Origin of the sequence: Emticicia fluvialis, from assembly GCF_024793945.1 — a bacterium.
In the GTDB taxonomy this organism is placed as follows: Bacteria; Bacteroidota; Bacteroidia; order Cytophagales; family Spirosomataceae; genus Emticicia; species Emticicia fluvialis.
On record NZ_JANUSD010000007.1, the window covers coordinates 60488 to 78045 of the forward strand.

Here is a 17558-nt window from a genome sequence, read left to right on the forward strand (position 1 = left end):
CACTTCAACTCGTGAAACCAACCTGTACAATCAATGGAAAAGGAAAACGAAAATTATTATAATACTGATTTTCAGCACGGGTACATTACCGGTGTTGAGAATGTTGACAAGGCAACTTACGAGAGCTATCTGTCAAGCCATGTAAGTTTTGAGTGGCTACAAGGCCGCATTAACGATAAGCGCGAAGAACTGACCCGGATAGACCATGCCATTGCCGAAAATCGTGATAAGCGAAAGGCTTCTTTTGATAAACTGCAGGAGCATCTGCAGGCCATTGATACCCAGACCCAGCACATAGGCTATATAAACAAAGACATTGATGCCAATCATGCAAAAATTGTCTCTATAGAAGTAAAGCACAAAAAATCTGAGTCGCCCTACTCTCTGTTTGCGGGTATTCTGTATCTGTTGGCAGGGGTGGCTTTTGTATCAGGTGATTTGATTATATCGCACGAAATTGTGGCCTATGCGCTCAATATCCGTAACAATTTTGAGGCCTGGGCATTTGCCATTGGTCTGGCCATGTTATCTGTACTGCTGAAACCTGCCTATGAACGGCTGGTTGAGCACCCTTACCTGCATAACTATAACGAAAAAACCAAAAAGGTTTATGGTGTATTTCAGGGCTTCCTGTTGGTGTTCTCAATAGGTACCATGCTTGTTTTGGGTTGGTTCAGATACGAGGCCTACAAAACCGATAAACTGAAAGAGGGTATCAATAAGCAAATAAAGGCAATGCAGCTGAACAGCACGCCTTTAGACCCATCGGCCGCGCAACCTGCCAACAATCAGGCGCTTATACAGAAAATGGACGAGCAACTGAAGGCTTATGATAAACTGAATATCGATTTGGTAAACAGCCCCTGGGCTTTGATGTCGTTCGTTTTAAGCGGTATTCTGTTTGCCATTGCCGGGGCTATCTGTTTGGGCATTGCCCTGCCGGTAATGCATGCGTACTGGTACCGATGGCTGCAGTCTGGCCCGGCGATCAGAAGATTACGCAAACAAAATGTAAAACTGACTGACACCCTGAAAGAGGCTGAAAAAGCATTGGCCGCACAAATAGCACAAAAAAACGTACTTGAAAATGATTTGGTAACTTTACCCGAAGTTGCTGAATTGAAAGAAGAGAAAAAGGCGGTTCTTGCCGAAATTGATAGCATGCTTGAACACGCAAAACTTGCAGATCAGGATAGACGAATCAACTCGTTTAATGATGGGGTAGCCAAAGGCACAGCCAACAGGGGTGAAATGACAGACGACGAGTATGAGGAGTTCAGGAGTTCGTCAGTAAGGCAAATGCGTAATGCACAGGATTCAAAATCAGATGCTGGCCCGAAAGTGTACCGCAACAATGGTTTAAGGCCGCATCAGGCATTGCGTAAGGTAATAACGGAGCAATTCAATCAGAATCAAAATCCGAATTAATCAATCATTTCAGTTTAGTATACAGAAGAAACATGAGCGCTCGTGTTTCTTCTTTTTTTATGTTCGTAAGTCCACAAACAGATATTTTACCTATTTTTGTCGACAAAACTATTTTAGCTATAAACACATGGAATCAACAGAAATAAAAAAAATCCCACTGAGTAACCTGCACGAAAAAATCGGCGGAAAAATGGTACCGTTTGCAGGCTTTCTGATGCCTGTCAGGTATTCGTCAGATATTGAAGAACACAACTGTGTACGCAATGGTGTAGGTGTGTTTGATGTGTCGCACATGGGAGAATTTATGTTGACCGGAGATAAAGCCCTGGACCTGATACAAAGAGTATCTGCCAATGATGCCTCTACCCTGTTCGACGGAAAGGTGCAATACAGCTACCTGCCAAACAGACAAGGTGGCGTGGTTGATGATTTATTGGTTTACAGACTGACAGAAGACTGGTATTATCTGGTTGTGAACGCCTCAAACATTGAAAAAGACTGGGACTGGATACAGAGCCATAATACTGAAAATGTACCAATGAAGAACCTGTCAGACTCTACTTGTCTGTTTGCTGTGCAAGGGCCAAAGGCCATTGATACGCTGCAGAAGCTGACTGATATTGACCTTGCCTCTATGGATTATTACACGTTCAAATCGGGTACTGTGGCCGGCATAGAGCCTGTGCTGGTTTCAGCAACGGGTTATACGGGTGCCGGTGGCTTTGAATTATATGTAGACAACAAAGATGCCGAAAAACTCTGGAACGCTATATTTGAAGCCGGTGCCGAGTTTGATATTAAACCAATTGGCTTGGGTGCAAGAGATACTTTACGCTTGGAAATGGGTTATTGTTTATACGGCAACGATATTACCGACACTACCTCTCCGTTGGAAGCTGGGCTAGGATGGGTAACCAAATTCAACAAAAACTTTGTTAATTCGGCTAACCTGCAGGCACAAAAAGCTAATGGATTAAAGCGAAAACTGGTTGGTCTGGAAATGATTGACAGGGGGATTCCGCGTTCGCACTACGAAATATGTGATGCCAAAGGTAATAAACTGGGTGAGATAACATCGGGCACCATGTCGCCTACTTTACAAAAAGGTATTGCCATGGGCTATGTACCTACTGAATTTTCAAAAGCCGGAACAGAGGTATTTGTTAAAGTAAGAGATAAACTGTTAAAGGCAGTAGTTACCAAAACGCCGTTTGTGAAACCGGGGGTGTAAGAATATTATTTTAAGGGGAGTATCCTGACTCTGACTTTATTAATGTCAAAAGTTATGAGACTCCCTTCTTCAATATAATTTTTGTATTGATTCAAACATCTGACAACTATTTCTCCTATTGCATCAGGGAGTAAATCCTGACTCTTAAGCTGAAAAACGCTTGGAGGTTTTGCTTGTGTAGCTGCTAAAATTGCTCCGAAATCTAAGTCATTTGTAAAGACTATGTAGTCATTAGCGGAAGCAAATTGAAATATTACTTTATCTGCATCGTTTGGCCTACCGACCTTCATCCAATGAATTGCTTCAATATCATTCTTTTGGAAGAATTCAACCTAGCGGGGAGATAAGTTCATGTCAATTAATATCCTCATGAAAATACAACCGGAATATCTACCTCTTCTGCCCGCCACGCAGCATAAGAAAGCGCCTGGCGTAAATCTTCCATTTCCAAGTAAGGATAAGCACCTATAATTTCATCATTCGAGCGTCCGGCGGCTATTAAGCCTACAATTGTTCCTACTGTAACTCGCATACCGCGAATACAAGGTTTGCCGCCCATAACATTGGGGTCAAAAGTGATTCTATTCAGATTCATACACAATTGATGGTTTCTTTTACAAATATAACGATTTTGACATTTAAAAGTGAATAAAAATGGGAATGCGCGTGAACACATTCCCATCTCAAATCTTATATTCTAATAAATTTAACTCACCGGCCCTCCGTTCCAGACTGCCTTATGAGGTTGTAACAATGCCAGTGAACCATCGCGGTCTTCGGCCATCAGAATCATACCGTTCGATTCTATTCCCATCATTTTACGTGGAGCCAGATTAGCAAGGAATGTTACCTGCTTACCTATCATTTCTTCCGGCGTAAAATGTTTGGCAATACCGCTCAGAATAGTCCGTTTCTCAAAGCCATCATCAACCAGAAACTTCAACAGCTTATCGCTCTTGGCCACTTTCTCTGCCTCTATAATGGTTCCGACACGGATATCCAGTTTCGAGAAATCATCATATTGAATAGTCGGTTTCAGCTCAGGTACTTTTTTATTCTCTAACTCGTTCATTTTCTTTGTATCTAACAATTTCTGCCGTTGTTTCTCAACCACACTGTCTTCTATCTTGGTGAATAAATAATCATCCAGTTCAAGTGCTATTGACCTTAAATCTGGAATTAAATCAATTCTTCCTGCATCTTTCCAATTATATTTCCAATAGAGGTCAGATGAAAGATAATCTGTTGGGTTCAGGTTTCCAACTTCAATAAATCCTAATAGTCTTTTTATCTTATCATGAGTATGTGGCAAAAATGGTTTACATAGTATTCCCAAATTTGCAACAATTTGAATACTCAAATTCAATATCGCACCAACTCTTGCACCATTAGAATTGTCTTTAAATAACTTCCATGGTTCCGTTTCTGCTAAATACTTATTACCCAGACGAGCTAAATCCATCATAGTAGACAATGCTTCGCGGAAACGATAGTTCTCAATTAAATTACCTATTTTAGCAGGAAAAGTCTTAATCTCTTCTATCACCTGTTTGTCATAATCAGAGAATTCCGTTACAATAGGCACTTCTCCACCAAAGTAATTATTTATCAGCCTTAAAACCCTATTCACATAGTTTCCGAAAATGCCCACCAACTCACTGTTATTACGGGTCTGGTAGTCCTTCCAGGTAAACTCACTGTCTTTGGTTTCAGGAGCATTGGCTGTTAATACATAGCGCAATACATCCTGCTTATCAGGGAATTCTTCCAGATACTCGTGCAACCAAACCGCCCAGTTTCTTGAGGTAGAGATTTTGTCGCCCTCCAGATTCATGAACTCATTAGCAGGTACGTTATCAGCCAGAATATAACTTCCCTCTGCCATGAGCATGGCCGGGAAAATGATACAATGGAAAACGATATTGTCTTTACCTATAAAATGTACCAGCTTGGTATCTTTGTTTTTCCAATAGTCTTTCCAGTCTTTACCGTTCTGGTCGGCCCATTCTTTGGTAAAGGTGATGTAACCGATAGGCGCATCGAACCATACGTACAATACCTTACCATCAGTATCAGGCAACGGAACTTTAATACCCCAGTCCAAATCACGGGTCATGGCACGGGGTTTCAGACCCTCTTTCAACCACGACTGACACTGCCCGAAAACATTGGTTTTCCACTCGGTGTGGCTGTTTACATATTTCTCAATTTCAGGCTGCATACGGTCAAGGGGTAGGTACCAGTTCTTGGTAGACCTCATGACAGGCTTAGAACCCGAAAGCGTTGAATGCGGATTCTTCAATTCGGTTGGTGAAAGCGTAGAACCGCAACGCTCACACTGGTCGCCATACGCATTGGGGTTACCACAAACCGGGCATTCGCCTACAATGTATCTATCGGCCAGGAATTGCTGTGCTACTTCGTCATAATACTGCTCGCTTACATTTTCATCAAAGTAGCCCTTATCATATAAAGTCGTAAAAATCTCCTGCGATAATTCGTGGTGGGTCTTATTCGACGTGCGTGAATAGGTATCAAAAGATATTCCGAAATCAGAAAAAGACTTTTTGATTTGCTCGTAGTAAAAATCTACCACCTGCTGAGGTGTTTTGCCTTCTTTTTTGGCTTTTACGGTAATGGGTACGCCGTGTTCGTCAGTACCGCTGATAAAGGCCACATCGGCACCCGTAGAACGCAGGTAACGTACATAAATATCAGCAGGGATATAACAACCCGCCAGATGCCCGATATGAATGGGGCCATTGGCGTAAATCAATGCTGCTGTAACGGTGTATTTTTGCATAGGTAATGGTATTGCGCGACAGTACTCAAACAAAACTAAAATCGCTCATGATAAAAATAAGTTTGCAAAGTTAGGTGTTTAAATGATTTTTACGGTTCATAAAGGCAAAAAATTGGCTGCTCTGTGGCAATAAGCCAAAGCAAATTCAATCGCCCATTCTTCGTGTAGCCCTCCGCTATGTTACTTGCAATGCTTTTTAGACTTGCTCATGAGCCATTTACGGCCTGAAAACCCAAGGTTTTTACCTGTAATTCAAGCCTCGTTTTATCTCTTTTTCTACATAAAAAACAATTTTATTCCTTACTATTAATGTTATAAAAATTGCACTTTTAGTATACACCTGACAGCCATCATATTTTACTTGTTATCCGGAATGTAGCTTTGCAGCGCTTTGGACAATTAAAAGAACTTAATAGAAGTTTCAAATATTTGCCCTGTTGCTGACGATTTTTTGCATTTTTTTGTGTTACGTTTTTATACAATAATCCAAATAAACTAATAATAATACAATGTCGCTTGTAGGTAAAAAATATCCACGCATATCGGCCGGTGCCGTAATAAACGGTGAAGAGATAGTAGAAGATTTCAGCTTAGACCAGTATCTGGGTAAAAATTATGTAATTCTATTTTTCTACCCTAAAGACTTCACATTTGTATGCCCAACTGAATTACACGCGTTTCAGGAGAAACTGGCTGAGTTCGAGAAAAGAGGCGCTGTGGTAGTGGGCTGCTCAACCGATACAGAAGAAACGCACCTGGCGTGGTTGAATACACCTAAAGAAGAGGGTGGTATTCAGGGGGTTACGTATCCTATTATTGCCGATACCTCTAAAGTTGTTTCATTAAACTGTGGTGTACTGGGCGGCGAGTATGTGTTTAACAACGAAACCAGAACCTGGTCATTTGTAGGTAATCCTGTGGCTTTCCGTGGTACATTCCTGATTGATAAAGAGGGTATTGTTCGTCATGAGTCAATCAATGACCTGCCATTAGGCCGCAATATCGACGAATACCTTCGTTTACTGGATGCACAACTACACGTTGAAAAGTTTGGTGAAGTATGCCCTGCCAACTGGGAAGAAGGCGAAACAGCCATGATTGCTACCAATCAAGGTGTAGTGAACTATTTCTCTCAAAACTAAGAAAACCTTACAGCCATGTTAATTGAATTAGCAGAAGATAATCTGGCCGACATCATTGCACAGAACGAAAAAGTAATGGTGCAGTTTTCGGCAAGCTGGTGTGGCAACTGCCGCCTGATGAAACCAAAATTTAAGCGATTGTCGGCCGAAAACGAAAGCACCGCTTTTGTGATTGTAGACGCCGAGAAGTTTCCGCAGTCGCGCAAATTGGCCAGTGTAACCAACCTGCCCACATTTGCCGGGTTTAAAGGCGGGCAACTGGTTAACCAGGCTCAGACCAATAAAGAAGAACAATTAAAAACTTTGATTGATGAAATTACCCTTAATTAGACAAGCGCAGCGCACTTCATCAGTAGCTGAAATTGAGGCTGCTATTAAAGTGCTGGAGAATATTTCTGAGACGCCATCATTGAAAGATGAAGAACTGGATTTAATTGGAGAGTTGATATCAAACCTTTGTGGCGCACTAGAGGTACACCAGTTAATAGCCGAAGGAATGCCCGAGAAAGATGCAGCCAATACTTTTATGAAAAAAGTAATAGGCTCTATAGATAAAGTTGTGGCTTAACATTTATACACTTCATCAACTAAAATGCCCTCGAATCGAAAGATTGAGGGCATTTTTATGAATCGCTTACGAATTCGGTGAATGTATTCACCGTCAATCTAAACTAAGGAATAAATTCATAAGAGTATCCCGATTAAAATCTGGACACATTAGTTATTTCTTAGCCAGTTCTTCTTCTTTCAAAGCACGGCGCAGAATCTTACCTACGTTAGTTTTAGGCAGCTCGGTACGGAACTCGATGTGTTTGGGGCATTTATAGCCTGTCAGGTTTTGCTTGCAATAGGCCTTTACCTGCTCGGCGGTTAGTTCAGGGTCTTTTTTCACAATAAACACCTTTACTGCTTCTGTCGATTTCTCGTCAGGTACACCAATACAAGCCACTTCTAACACACCAGGGCATGTGGCTACCACATCTTCAATCTCGTTCGGATACACATTAAAGCCCGATACCAGAATCATGTCTTTCTTACGGTCTACTATTTTAAAGTATCCGTCTTCGTCCATCACGCCAATATCTCCGGTTTTAAACCAGTCGCGGCCATCAGCATCTTTCAGCATTACTTTTTCGGTTTCGTCAGGGCGGTTATAGTACCCGGCCATTACCTGTGGGCCATTGGCACAAATCTCTCCTACTTCACCCGGGCCACCCCAGGTGCCATCATCTTTAAGTACCCTTATTTCGGTACTTGGCCACGGTATACCTATGGTTCCAATTCTGTTTTCGCCTACCAGTGGGTTAGAGGTTAATACCGGAGACGTCTCCGACAAACCGTATCCTTCGGCGGGTAAATTGCCGGTCAGGTCTTTCCAACGGTTAGCTACAACCCCTTGCAAGGCCATTCCCCCCGCCGAGGTTATCACCAGCTTGCTGAAATCTACTTCGTTAATCTGCGGATGATTCAACAACCCATTATACAGGGTGTTCAAACCAGTAAACACATGTGGCGGGTTTTTCTTCAAATCCTTAATGAAGGCATTCAAATCGCGCGGGTTGGTTATCAGCAGGTTCATGGTACCTGTTTTCAGAGACGTAAGCGCGTTTACCGTTAAAGCATAAATATGATACAAGGGCAAAGCTGCTACTACCACCACCTTATCATCTTTAATTTTATTGGTCAGTACACTTTGCCATATATTGTTGGCTTCAAGGTTAGCCACAATATTACGGTGTGTAAGCTTGGCTCCTTTAGACACCCCTGTTGTGCCACCGGTGTACTGAATAAACGCCAGGTCGCTACTGGTAAGCTTAGGTTTAGACCAGCTCAGGCTGCTTCCTTTACTAACGGCACTCATCAACGGCATAGCCTGTGGAATATGGTAAGCCGGCACCATCTTTTTTACCGTTTTTACCACAAAGTTTACTAATTGCTTTTTGGGAAACCCGAGCATATCGCCCAATTGGGTAACAAACACGTGTTTAATGGCAGTCTTATCAATCACTTTTTCCAGATTCGAGGCAAAGTTGGCTACAATTACAATAGCCTTGGCGCCAGAATCCTTAAACTGGTGCTCCATTTCGCGGGGTGTATAAAGCGGATTGGTATTTACGATAATCAACCCGGCTCTCAGGGCACCAAACATGGCAACCGGATATTGCAGACAGTTGGGCATCTGAATCACGAGGCGGTCGCCTTTCTGCAGGCCGACACTTTGCAGATAAGCTGCAAAATTTCGGGTGTACGTATCAAGCTCACCGAACGTTATTTCTTTTCCCATGCAGGAATAGGCCGAATGGCCGGCGTATCTTGTAAAGCCTTCGTCCATCAGTTCTAACAACGACGGATAGGCATCAGGGTTTATTTCATGAGGTATACCCTCCGGATAAAATTTTAACCAGGGATATGGTTGTGTTTTAACAGGCATAACAGTTTCTTCTTAGTTATATACTAGTGAACAGGTCTTGTATTATTTAATGTAAAAATAAGACGATTTATTGAAAACAACCCATAAAAAATTAAAAATGTTCGGCAAGCATAATATTTTTTGGCTAGCCGTATAACCATAAAGTGGCCTGAAACACCTGCCGGAACACCCAACCAGGAACCCCGCTTAACTTACTAATAATAAATATATTATACCTAGGAAATTACATGAATAAGTAATACCTTTGCAGTCCTTTTCGCAAGGAATTTTCAATTCAAAATTTAATTTCGGTTCAAAAGCCCGGTGAACTGATGTATAAATGGGCGATTTTAAATCTATTATGGCACAAGTTGCAGATTTTGACTGGGACAAAGTCTCAAAAAGAGGTATCGGTAGCGGTTATACTGCTGCTGAAAAAGCAGAACTTGAAAAACTTTACAGCGACACGCTAACTGAAGTTGACGAGAAAGACGTAGTAATGGCTACTGTGGTAGGTATTTCCGACCGCGAAGTATTATTGAACATCGGTTTCAAATCTGATGGTCTTGTTTCAATTTCAGAGTTCCGTGATCTACCTAACCTGAAAGTGGGTGATCAAGTAGAGGTATTCATTGAAAAACAAGAAGATGCAATGGGTCAGTTGGTTATCTCTCGCAAAAAAGCAAGAGTACTAACCGCTTGGAACAACATCGAAAAATCATTTACAGAAGACGCTATCATCGATGCATTTGTTAAACGTCGTACGAAAGGTGGTCTTATTGTAGACATCTACGGAATCGAGGCGTTCTTGCCAGGTTCACAAATCGACGTTAAGCCAATCCGCGATTTTGATATTTTCGTAGGTAAGAAAATGGAGGTTAAAGTTGTGAAAATTAACCACACTAACGATAACGTGGTTGTATCTCACAAAATCCTTATCGAGAAAGACCTTGAAACGCAACGTCAGGTTATTCTTAACAACCTTGAGAAAGGTCAGGTATTGGAAGGTGTGGTTAAAAACATTACTAACTTCGGTGTGTTCATCGACTTGGGTGGTGTTGATGGTCTACTTCACATTACTGATATCTCGTGGGGTCGTATTAACCATCCGAACGAATTACTTAAACTGGATCAACGTATTAAAGTGGTTGTTCTTGATTTCGACGAAGACAAAAAACGTATTTCGTTGGGTATGAAACAACTGGAATCTCACCCATGGGATTCACTTGCTGAAGGTCTTTCAGTTGGTTCTAAAGTTAAAGGTAAGATTGTAAACATTGCTGATTACGGTGCATTCCTTGAATTGAAACCGGGTGTTGAAGGTCTTATCCACGTTTCTGAAATGTCATGGTCTCAACACCTTCGTAACCCATCTGATTTCTTGAAAATCGGTGACGAAATCGAAGCAGTGGTATTGACGCTTGACCGTGAAGAGCGTAAAATGTCTTTGGGTATCAAACAATTGACTGAAGATCCTTGGACTAAACAAGACTTGTTGAGCAAATACGGCGTAAGTACTAAACATACCGGCACCGTACGTAACATGACTAACTTTGGTATTTTCCTTGAATTGGAAGAAGGCATCGACGGTCTAGTTCACGTTTCTGACTTGTCTTGGACAAAGAAAATCAAACACCCTTCTGACTTCGTGAAAGTTGGTGATACCCTTGATGTAGTGGTATTGGAGCTTGACGTTGAAAACCGTCGTTTAGCCCTTAGTCACAAACACTTGGAAGAAAACCCTTGGGATACTTTCGAGCACATCTTCACTGTAGGTTCTGAACACGAGTGTACAATTATCTCTAAAAATGACAAACAAGCAACACTTGAGCTACCTTACGGTATTGAAGGTTACGCTTTGTTGAAACATTTGGCTAAAGCTGACGGAACAACCGCCGAAGCTGGTGAGAAATTGTCATTCCAGGTATTAGAATTCCACAAAGAAGAGAAGAAAATCATGCTTTCGCACTCTAAAACCTGGGAAGCTCCTAAGGAAGAAGAGAAAAAAGAAGCTAAGAAAAAAGGTGGAAAAGAAGCAACTGCTTCTACAAACGACGAGAAATCGACACTTGGAGACCTTGATGCCCTTGCTGCCTTGAAAGAGCAAATGGTAGAAGGTGAGAAAAAGAAACTTTCTAAAAAGAAAGATTCAGAATCTGTATCTGAGTAAGATAAAGTATAAATTACAAAAATGGGCTTCTCGGTTGAGAAGCCCATTTTTGTTTGCAGATTGCTCTGTTTTTGTTGAGACGTATTGCATACGTCTCAAGGCCTATGCAATCAGAGAATTGTCCTTAATGGAATGGGCGGATACCAAAATAACGGATAATCCGTAAATGCTTAAGACCCCTGAAGCCGCATGCAATGCGGCTCTACGAAATCGGGTTTATTCTCTTTTACAATCCTTACTTCACCCCCACAAAACGCTCAAAAAACTCATAAATACGCAGGATTCTGTCAATGCGCTGGCGTACGTTTCCTGCACGGGAAAGCTCATGGGTAGCACCCGGCATACGTACATACTCCACATCTTTGCCAAGATATTTCAGGCTTTTAAACATCATTTCTGACTGTACTACACCCGTGCGCAAATCGTTTTCGCCATGCTTAATCAGGAACGGTGTTTTAATCTGATGCACAAAGGTGTAGGGCGAATTAGCATCTATTTTGGTTACTTTCTCATCTTCCCACGGCAAACCAAAGTAATTAGGCACCAGTCTCCAGGCGTTGGCTTCGCCCATAAAGGTGGTCAGATCATATACGCCTCGCTGTGCAAAAGCCGCTTTGAAACGGTGGTCTTGTGTAATAATCCATGCCGTTAAATATCCTGCATACGAGCCTCCTGTAATTACCTGTCTGGCTGTATCTACCCATGCTTCTTTAGCAGCATCAGCACAAGCACTTAAAGCATCTTCCTGCGGGCCTTTGCCCCAGTCGCGGTAGTTTGAGAACTGGAACGCCTTGCCATAGCCACCAGAGCCTCTTTGGTTTGGATACACTACCCCGTAACCCTGCGAACAGAAATACTGAAACTCATGCCACATCGAGAACTCACCAGGCCCCCACATGGCTGTTGGGCCGCCATGTAGTTGCAATAATAGCGGGTATTTCTTTCCCGGTTCCTGAAAAGTAGGCTTCATAATCCAGTAGTCTACTTTCTCTCCTTTCGAGTTGGTATATACTCTTTTCTCCGGGAAACTCAGCTTTCTGTCTTTCAACCAGGCGTCGTTATGCGCGCTGAGTTTTACCGCATTTTTCATGGTCAAATCGGCCATGTATAACTCTGAGGGGTTAAGCACTTCTGTTTTAGCAAATACCACTTTGTCGTTGGTTAGTTCAAATGGGCTTGCACCAGACTCATAGTCGCTTAAGCGTTCAATCTTACGGGTTTTAGCATCCATTCTAAAAACAGGAATGCCTCCGTTTGATGAGGCAGAAAGATACAGATATTTATTATCGGCCGTCCATTTCAGGTTGCCGGGCACGCGGTCAAAATCTACAATCTGGCGGTTCGTGCCGTCGGCATTCGCAATCACCAATTGCCCGAATGATAGCAGGTTAGGTGAATTCATGGTCATAGCCAGTAGCTTACCATCCGGCGATGGCTCAACACCAGAGAAACTCTTGCCGTTTTCAGAAACCAGCACTTTTCTGTCACTACCATCAAGGTTCATGCTAATTACTATGCTCTCCTGTTCACGGTCGGGGTGCTGGTCGGCATCTTTTCCGCAAACAGCCAACACTCTTTTGCCGTCGGGTGCCCAGGTTGCCTGTCCGTGCGACCAGAAACCTTTGGTAAGCGGCGTGGCTTTTGCATTTTCTTTTACATCAATTACAAAAATATGAGAGAAATTCATCTCCGGCTCCACTGTTGCTTCTCCCTGAAAGTTTAGTCGGGTAAATACTTTTGCTTTTTTATCTTCCACGTCTTTATCCAGATACGCACGTATTTCTTCGATGCTGCCATCAGGATTAGCCTTTACTTTTTTGTCTTTGGTGAGAAACTCGTTTTTAGGGAAACCCGGTTTTTCAAGAGACCAGACAGGGCCAGATTTTGAAGGATTCAGCGTTGAATCTTTCAATAATTCTGAAAAAGACAAACCCCCACTAAAAAGCAATTTAGAGCCATCAGGCGAGAAAGACGGATTGCTGGCACCGTATTTAGAGTTGGTCAGCTGCCATGCCTCTCCCCCGTCCAAAGGCATAATAAAAATCTGCGCTTTGCCTTTGGTAGCGCGTACAAATGCAATGGTTTTGCCATCAGGCGAGAAAGTAGCCTGTGAAGCACTCTCTGCCCCTCGTGTAAGGGCTTTGGGTACACTACCGGCCTGTAGGTCTACCAGATACAAATGTGTGCGGTAATCATATTCTAAAGCATTATCGGCATTGGTTTCTATGGTTCTCAGGCCATAAACAGCTTTTTTACCGTCTGGCGAGGTGGCGATAGAAGCTACCTGTTTGATTCGGGTCAAATCGGTTACTAAAATTTTCTGTGAGTTGGTCTGGGCGAAAACTAAATTTGAAATGAAGAGTAAAGTCAGGAGAATTCTCATTACGTGTTGATTTTAGTTGATAAGTAAATGTACAAAAAGGCAAAAGAAAGACAAAATACCGAAGTCTTTTGCTTACGGCATCAGGTTATCCGGTCGCCTAAGCTCCGGGTTTCAAACTTCATTCATGGCAATTTCAATGAGGATGACTCATCATTGAATTGTGTTTTCTGATAAGCTCTTCTGTATAAAGTTTTGCGCCCTTTTCATTTAAATGAATAAAGTCTCCCAAATATGTATTGTTGGATATGCTGCTTAGAAAATCTGAAGTGTAAATCCACTTGTTTGCTTCCGGAATGGCATGGTAAATGGGCATTAATTCCTTTTTATCTTTGGCAGCCCGTATGTTTAAGGGCAATACAAATACAATTTGCACATTTTTTTGTTGTCCCTTTTGTATCAATTCGTTCAGCAAAGCCAGGTACCTGCTCTGCCATATAACTAAAGGCATTGCCACCGGCTGCATATCAGCACTATCAACGAACGTGTTTTGGGTACCTGTATAGGTGGTTTTCCATCTGGCAAAACCCAATTCCTCTGTTTTTTTTCGCTTAGAATTTACATTGGCTAAAAGTTCTCCTTTTACGTTAATCAGTGAGAAAAAAATGCTCTGAAATTCGTTCAGGTCTGCGCCAATTGCTACTCGGTTTTTTATTATGCCCCACAAATCTTTATGGGTATTGAAAACATAAAAATAACCTGGCGGAAGCGCCCGGTAATCCGACAACTCAATAAAGACGCGGCTACCCGGGGCAAGCAACGGAAGTGTTTTCTCTGCCAGACTACAATTATACAGTATGCTTGAACCAGACAAACCCAGATTGTAAAAATTGAATTGAGGTATTTCTGATTTCAGCAAATCAGTATCTATACTTGTTTGCATACGGCTAGAGCCAATAAACAATGTTTTTGGCTGGTGGTTGTCTGCCTCAATATATTCTGCAAGGTTGGCATTGGCATTACTGAATGCAGAAACAATTTCTGAAAAACCCAGCATAGCCAGCAGCAGTAAGCCCAGTATGAGACAATAAGCCAGTAATTTACGTAACGAAACAATTAATGAACTTTTCATACCTTAAAACTGCATGTAATACGCATCTTCGTTATTGTCAGAACCAAAAATCAGGATACAGGCGGTCAGCAGTATATAAATGGCCCATCTGTTGCGCAGGCTAAGTGTACCCAGGTACTCTTCAATCGGTTTTTGTCCGGCTTTTCTGTAAATGTAATCCATAAGAACAAAAAACGGACTTATATACAATATCTGCTTTACAATTACCAGATACGAGCCTGTAGGTATAACATTACTTGATACCAAGGCTTTTACTGATGCTCCAAGGTCTGGAGTTCTAAAGACAATAGCCACAAAAGATGCAACAGATACGTGGTAGAGGGTTCCGAGAATTGTTGCGCAGGTACCAGGTTTTAAACTCAGGCGTTTGCGCAGTTTATCTTCGGTTATTATCCAGGTGCCATTCATGAAGCCCCATAAAACAAACTTCCAGGACACATCGTGCCAGATACCAATCATTACAAATGTAACCATCATAGCCAAGTCTATCTGCCATTTTTTTCTTGCCTTTCCTGCAATTCTATAAAATACGTAATCTCTGAACCAGTGATTAAGGGTAATATGCCAGCCCTCCCAGAATTGCCTGCGTGAGCTTGAAGCATAGACCCTGCTCCGGAAGTTTTGTGAAAGCTGAATGCCAAATATATGCGAGGTGCCTCTTACTATGTCAATGAAAGAGCTGAAGTCGCAATAGAGATATAAAAAAAAGAAGAAGCCGCCAATAATTACATAAAAACCCTTGTAGACATCTGGTGAGTCTATGATAATAGCAACCAGTTTGCCCAGATACTGCCCTAAAACCAGATTCTTGAAAATGCCCCAAAGAATAAGCCTGAAACCCAAAGAGAAATTCTGGTTAGACAAACCTACATTATTTCTGAACTGAGAAGCTACTTTCTTATACCGATGTAGCGGCCCTGCCGATATGTATGGGAAATAAAGCAGATAAAGCAGCAATAATCCATAATTTGTTTCAGGTTTAAGGTAGCCTTTCCTGATATCAAAAAGATAACTCAGCCCATTAAAAGTAATGTAAGAAATACCAATGATAACAAAAGGTAATGGCAAACCCACTTTGGTAAAAAGACCTAATTTCTCTAGCAGCAAGAACGACAAAGCCATGGTTATTATGCCATAGTAGGCTAACTTCCCTTTTGTTTTCTCAATGATTTTCCCTCCGAAAAAAACAACAAGCGAAAACAGAAAAATAGGTATAGCCGCCCACTTGGCAACCATCATATAGAACAGTACACTACCAAGCAGCAACACTTTCCAGTTTTGTCCGGGCTTGTTTAATAACAAAATACCTGTTACCACCAACAGAACAAACAGCAGAATCAATAAAATACTGACAGCCATCCACTTATATTTTAACGCTCCATAAGTTCTTTACACCTCTCATAAAAATAGCTTTTTGCCATTCAACCTCTGTGCTTTCATCCAGCTTGTAGTTTTTCAACACTCCGGCCAGAGGCTTCAGTAAAGCCCTTAGTTCAATTCTGGCAAGTCTGGCTCCCAGGCATGCGTGAGTACCGCTACCAAACGCCAGATGAGGGTTATAGCTGCGGTCGGCCACTATCTGGTCAGGATTCTCAAACACCGTCTGGTCATAATTGGCAGAAGCAATACAAAGATAAATTCTTGAGTTTTCCGGAATCAGATGCCCGCCTATTTCAATTGGCTTTGTATTGATTCTGATTGTATATTGCTGCGGAGAGGCAAAACGGAACAACTCCTCTGCCAGAATGTTTATCTGTTTGGCATCGGCACTAAGAATGTAATTCAGCAATTCCGGATTCTTAAAAAACTCATAAACACTGGTGCTGATGGTATCAACGGTAGTTTCAACAGAAGCAAAAAATAAGATAATAGCCAACGAAACCAGCTCGTCAACCGTAAACAGATTACCCATTTCTTCATTTACCCGCAAAAAATTTCTGACCAGAGCGCTATCTGCAAAATTGATATCCTCAAAATCTTTACGGATGGTAGAAAACAACCAAGCCGCATCGGCATTATAATCCTGGTATTGCTTTACAGACTTGTATAAGTCCTGTGACCTGGCCAACGATTGAGATACTTGTTTCAGGTGCTCAAAAGATGCCCAGTCTTCATTCAGAGGCTGATAAAGCGAAAGAAAAATAAGTGAGGGCAACACAGAGGCCACATGCGCCATATCAAGCCGGTCTGCTTCAAAAAACCGACTTATCCAGTCGTTCAGGCATCTGTTTACAATTTCATCCAGATCATAGCATTTCAAAACTTTTTCTACCAATTCGCGGGCAACACTGTGAGCGTCACCGTCCAGATACATCATCCATTTTCTGGTGGCTTTCGATAAAAAAGGACATTGACTGGTGTTTTTCAAAAGCACCGGCTCTTTTTTTTCAAAGAAACCGGATAAATCTGCAGTTAGGCAGGTGTGGTCTCTCAACAATTGCTTTACATGCTCATATCTGAACAAGACCCATTCGGATGCCGAAACCTGCTGTACAGGATTAAACGCCAGACACGCATTCAGATTTACATAAGGGTTTTTGAAATACTCGGCCGTTGCAGGTGTCCATTTTATGATTTTTGGCGGCTGAGTATCCATTCAATTATCTCATTTATGGTTTCAAATTCGCTAAAGATGGTAGGTTCAATATAAAACCCCACAAAATCCTCAAGGTCCTGAGAAAGCGATACTAAAGAAATAGAATCAAGGTGATATTGTTCAATAGGAATGGCAAGGGATACTTCGTTTTGTTTTTTACCTAGTTCTTCTGCTATTTTTTTTTCAAACCAGATGGTAAGTTCTTCTTTTGTCATGATTAATTACAAATAATGTGGAGCTCTGTCCCGTATGTGATTTACTTTTCAGTCAAGTTTACAATAATACTCAAAATTGAATATAGCTCAAATAGCTGCTTACCAAAACCT

14 protein-coding genes and 1 pseudogene are annotated in these 17558 nt (G+C 41.8%); 6 read left to right on the forward strand and 9 right to left on the reverse strand.

Features of this window, described 5'->3' with window-relative positions; genetic code table 11:
* Positions 1 to 33: 33 nt before the first annotated feature.
* Positions 34 to 1428, forward strand: coding sequence for a hypothetical protein (locus NZ848_RS09730; protein ID WP_259015337.1), 1395 nt, complete (start codon positions 34 to 36; stop codon positions 1426 to 1428).
* Positions 1429 to 1555: 127 nt separating this feature from the next.
* Positions 1556 to 2659, forward strand: a complete 1104-nt coding sequence (gcvT, locus tag NZ848_RS09735; protein WP_259015338.1) for a glycine cleavage system aminomethyltransferase GcvT — start codon at positions 1556 to 1558, stop codon at positions 2657 to 2659.
* Positions 2660 to 2664: 5 nt separating this feature from the next.
* On the opposite strand, the pseudogene NZ848_RS09740 reads toward gcvT, so the two are convergent.
* From NZ848_RS09740 to metG, 3 genes and pseudogenes are all read right to left on the reverse strand, one after another.
* Positions 2665 to 2979: pseudogene (locus NZ848_RS09740) on the reverse strand (DUF5615 family PIN-like protein); the annotation flags it as partial.
* Between the two features lie 47 nt (positions 2980 to 3026).
* Positions 3027 to 3254, reverse strand: a complete 228-nt coding sequence (locus NZ848_RS09745) for a DUF433 domain-containing protein (RefSeq protein ID WP_259015339.1) — start codon at positions 3252 to 3254, stop codon at positions 3027 to 3029.
* A gap of 111 nt (positions 3255 to 3365) precedes the next feature.
* Positions 3366 to 5462, reverse strand: a complete 2097-nt coding sequence (gene metG, locus NZ848_RS09750) for a methionine--tRNA ligase (RefSeq protein ID WP_259015340.1) — start codon at positions 5460 to 5462, stop codon at positions 3366 to 3368.
* A gap of 509 nt (positions 5463 to 5971) precedes the next feature.
* Between metG and NZ848_RS09755 the strand changes: the two genes are divergently transcribed.
* The 3 genes from NZ848_RS09755 to NZ848_RS09765 are packed head-to-tail and all read left to right on the forward strand — an operon-like array spanning position 5972 to position 7172.
* Positions 5972 to 6604 (forward strand): peroxiredoxin, encoded by a 633-nt coding sequence (locus NZ848_RS09755; RefSeq protein ID WP_259015341.1) that lies wholly within the window; start codon positions 5972 to 5974, stop codon positions 6602 to 6604.
* Between the two features lie 15 nt (positions 6605 to 6619).
* Positions 6620 to 6934: a thioredoxin family protein gene (locus tag NZ848_RS09760; RefSeq protein WP_253530722.1), complete on the forward strand. Its 315-nt coding sequence runs from the start codon at positions 6620 to 6622 to the stop codon at positions 6932 to 6934.
* Complete coding sequence (locus NZ848_RS09765; RefSeq protein WP_101724546.1) at positions 6915 to 7172, forward strand: DUF6952 family protein; 258 nt, start codon at positions 6915 to 6917, stop codon at positions 7170 to 7172. Before NZ848_RS09760 ends, NZ848_RS09765 begins: the two co-directional genes overlap by 20 nt.
* A gap of 153 nt (positions 7173 to 7325) precedes the next feature.
* Here NZ848_RS09765 and NZ848_RS09770 read toward each other — a convergent pair whose 3' ends face one another.
* The gene (locus NZ848_RS09770; protein ID WP_253530725.1) at positions 7326 to 9035 is read right to left on the reverse strand and encodes an AMP-binding protein; all 1710 of its coding nucleotides are present in this window, start codon (positions 9033 to 9035) and stop codon (positions 7326 to 7328) included.
* Between the two features lie 340 nt (positions 9036 to 9375).
* Between NZ848_RS09770 and rpsA the strand changes: the two genes are divergently transcribed.
* A complete protein-coding gene (gene rpsA, locus NZ848_RS09775) occupies positions 9376 to 11184 on the forward strand; it encodes a 30S ribosomal protein S1 (RefSeq protein WP_253530728.1) in 1809 nt (602 codons plus the stop codon).
* A 235-nt stretch (positions 11185 to 11419) separates the two neighbouring features.
* Here rpsA and NZ848_RS09780 read toward each other — a convergent pair whose 3' ends face one another.
* The 5 genes from NZ848_RS09780 to NZ848_RS09800 all read right to left on the reverse strand — a co-directional run bounded on the left by NZ848_RS09780 (position 11420) and on the right by NZ848_RS09800 (position 17447).
* Positions 11420 to 13567 (reverse strand): S9 family peptidase, encoded by a 2148-nt coding sequence (locus NZ848_RS09780; protein ID WP_259015344.1) that lies wholly within the window; start codon positions 13565 to 13567, stop codon positions 11420 to 11422.
* Between the two features lie 133 nt (positions 13568 to 13700).
* A complete protein-coding gene (locus NZ848_RS09785; protein WP_259015345.1) occupies positions 13701 to 14636 on the reverse strand; it encodes a hypothetical protein in 936 nt (311 codons plus the stop codon).
* 3 nt (positions 14637 to 14639) lie between these two features.
* Complete coding sequence (locus NZ848_RS09790) at positions 14640 to 15995, reverse strand: MBOAT family O-acyltransferase (RefSeq protein WP_259015346.1); 1356 nt, start codon at positions 15993 to 15995, stop codon at positions 14640 to 14642.
* A 4-nt stretch (positions 15996 to 15999) separates the two neighbouring features.
* On the reverse strand, positions 16000 to 17232 hold the full coding sequence (locus NZ848_RS09795; protein ID WP_259015348.1) for a cytochrome P450: 1233 nt from the start codon (positions 17230 to 17232) through the stop codon (positions 16000 to 16002).
* Positions 17205 to 17447, reverse strand: a complete 243-nt coding sequence (locus NZ848_RS09800; RefSeq protein ID WP_101724552.1) for an acyl carrier protein — start codon at positions 17445 to 17447, stop codon at positions 17205 to 17207. Before NZ848_RS09800 ends, NZ848_RS09795 begins: the two co-directional genes overlap by 28 nt.
* Between the last annotated feature and the right edge of the window lie 111 nt (positions 17448 to 17558).

Bases quoted from the DNA above. Each gene is read 5' to 3' on its own strand.
- NZ848_RS09730 (WP_259015337.1), top strand. From the start codon at position 34: ATGGAAAAGGAAAACGAAAATTATTATAATACTGATTTTCAGCACGGG.
- gcvT (WP_259015338.1), top strand. From the start codon at position 1,556: ATGGAATCAACAGAAATAAAAAAAATCCCACTGAGTAACCTGCACGAA.
- NZ848_RS09745 (WP_259015339.1), bottom strand. From the start codon at position 3,254: ATGAATCTGAATAGAATCACTTTTGACCCCAATGTTATGGGCGGCAAA.
- metG (WP_259015340.1), bottom strand. From the start codon at position 5,462: ATGCAAAAATACACCGTTACAGCAGCATTGATTTACGCCAATGGCCCC.
- NZ848_RS09755 (WP_259015341.1), top strand. From the start codon at position 5,972: ATGTCGCTTGTAGGTAAAAAATATCCACGCATATCGGCCGGTGCCGTA.
- NZ848_RS09760 (WP_253530722.1), top strand. From the start codon at position 6,620: ATGTTAATTGAATTAGCAGAAGATAATCTGGCCGACATCATTGCACAG.
- NZ848_RS09765 (WP_101724546.1), top strand. From the start codon at position 6,915: ATGAAATTACCCTTAATTAGACAAGCGCAGCGCACTTCATCAGTAGCT.
- NZ848_RS09770 (WP_253530725.1), bottom strand. From the start codon at position 9,035: ATGCCTGTTAAAACACAACCATATCCCTGGTTAAAATTTTATCCGGAG.
- rpsA (WP_253530728.1), top strand. From the start codon at position 9,376: ATGGCACAAGTTGCAGATTTTGACTGGGACAAAGTCTCAAAAAGAGGT.
- NZ848_RS09780 (WP_259015344.1), bottom strand. From the start codon at position 13,567: ATGAGAATTCTCCTGACTTTACTCTTCATTTCAAATTTAGTTTTCGCC.
- NZ848_RS09785 (WP_259015345.1), bottom strand. From the start codon at position 14,636: ATGAAAAGTTCATTAATTGTTTCGTTACGTAAATTACTGGCTTATTGT.
- NZ848_RS09790 (WP_259015346.1), bottom strand. From the start codon at position 15,995: ATGGCTGTCAGTATTTTATTGATTCTGCTGTTTGTTCTGTTGGTGGTA.
- NZ848_RS09795 (WP_259015348.1), bottom strand. From the start codon at position 17,232: ATGGATACTCAGCCGCCAAAAATCATAAAATGGACACCTGCAACGGCC.
- NZ848_RS09800 (WP_101724552.1), bottom strand. From the start codon at position 17,447: ATGACAAAAGAAGAACTTACCATCTGGTTTGAAAAAAAAATAGCAGAA.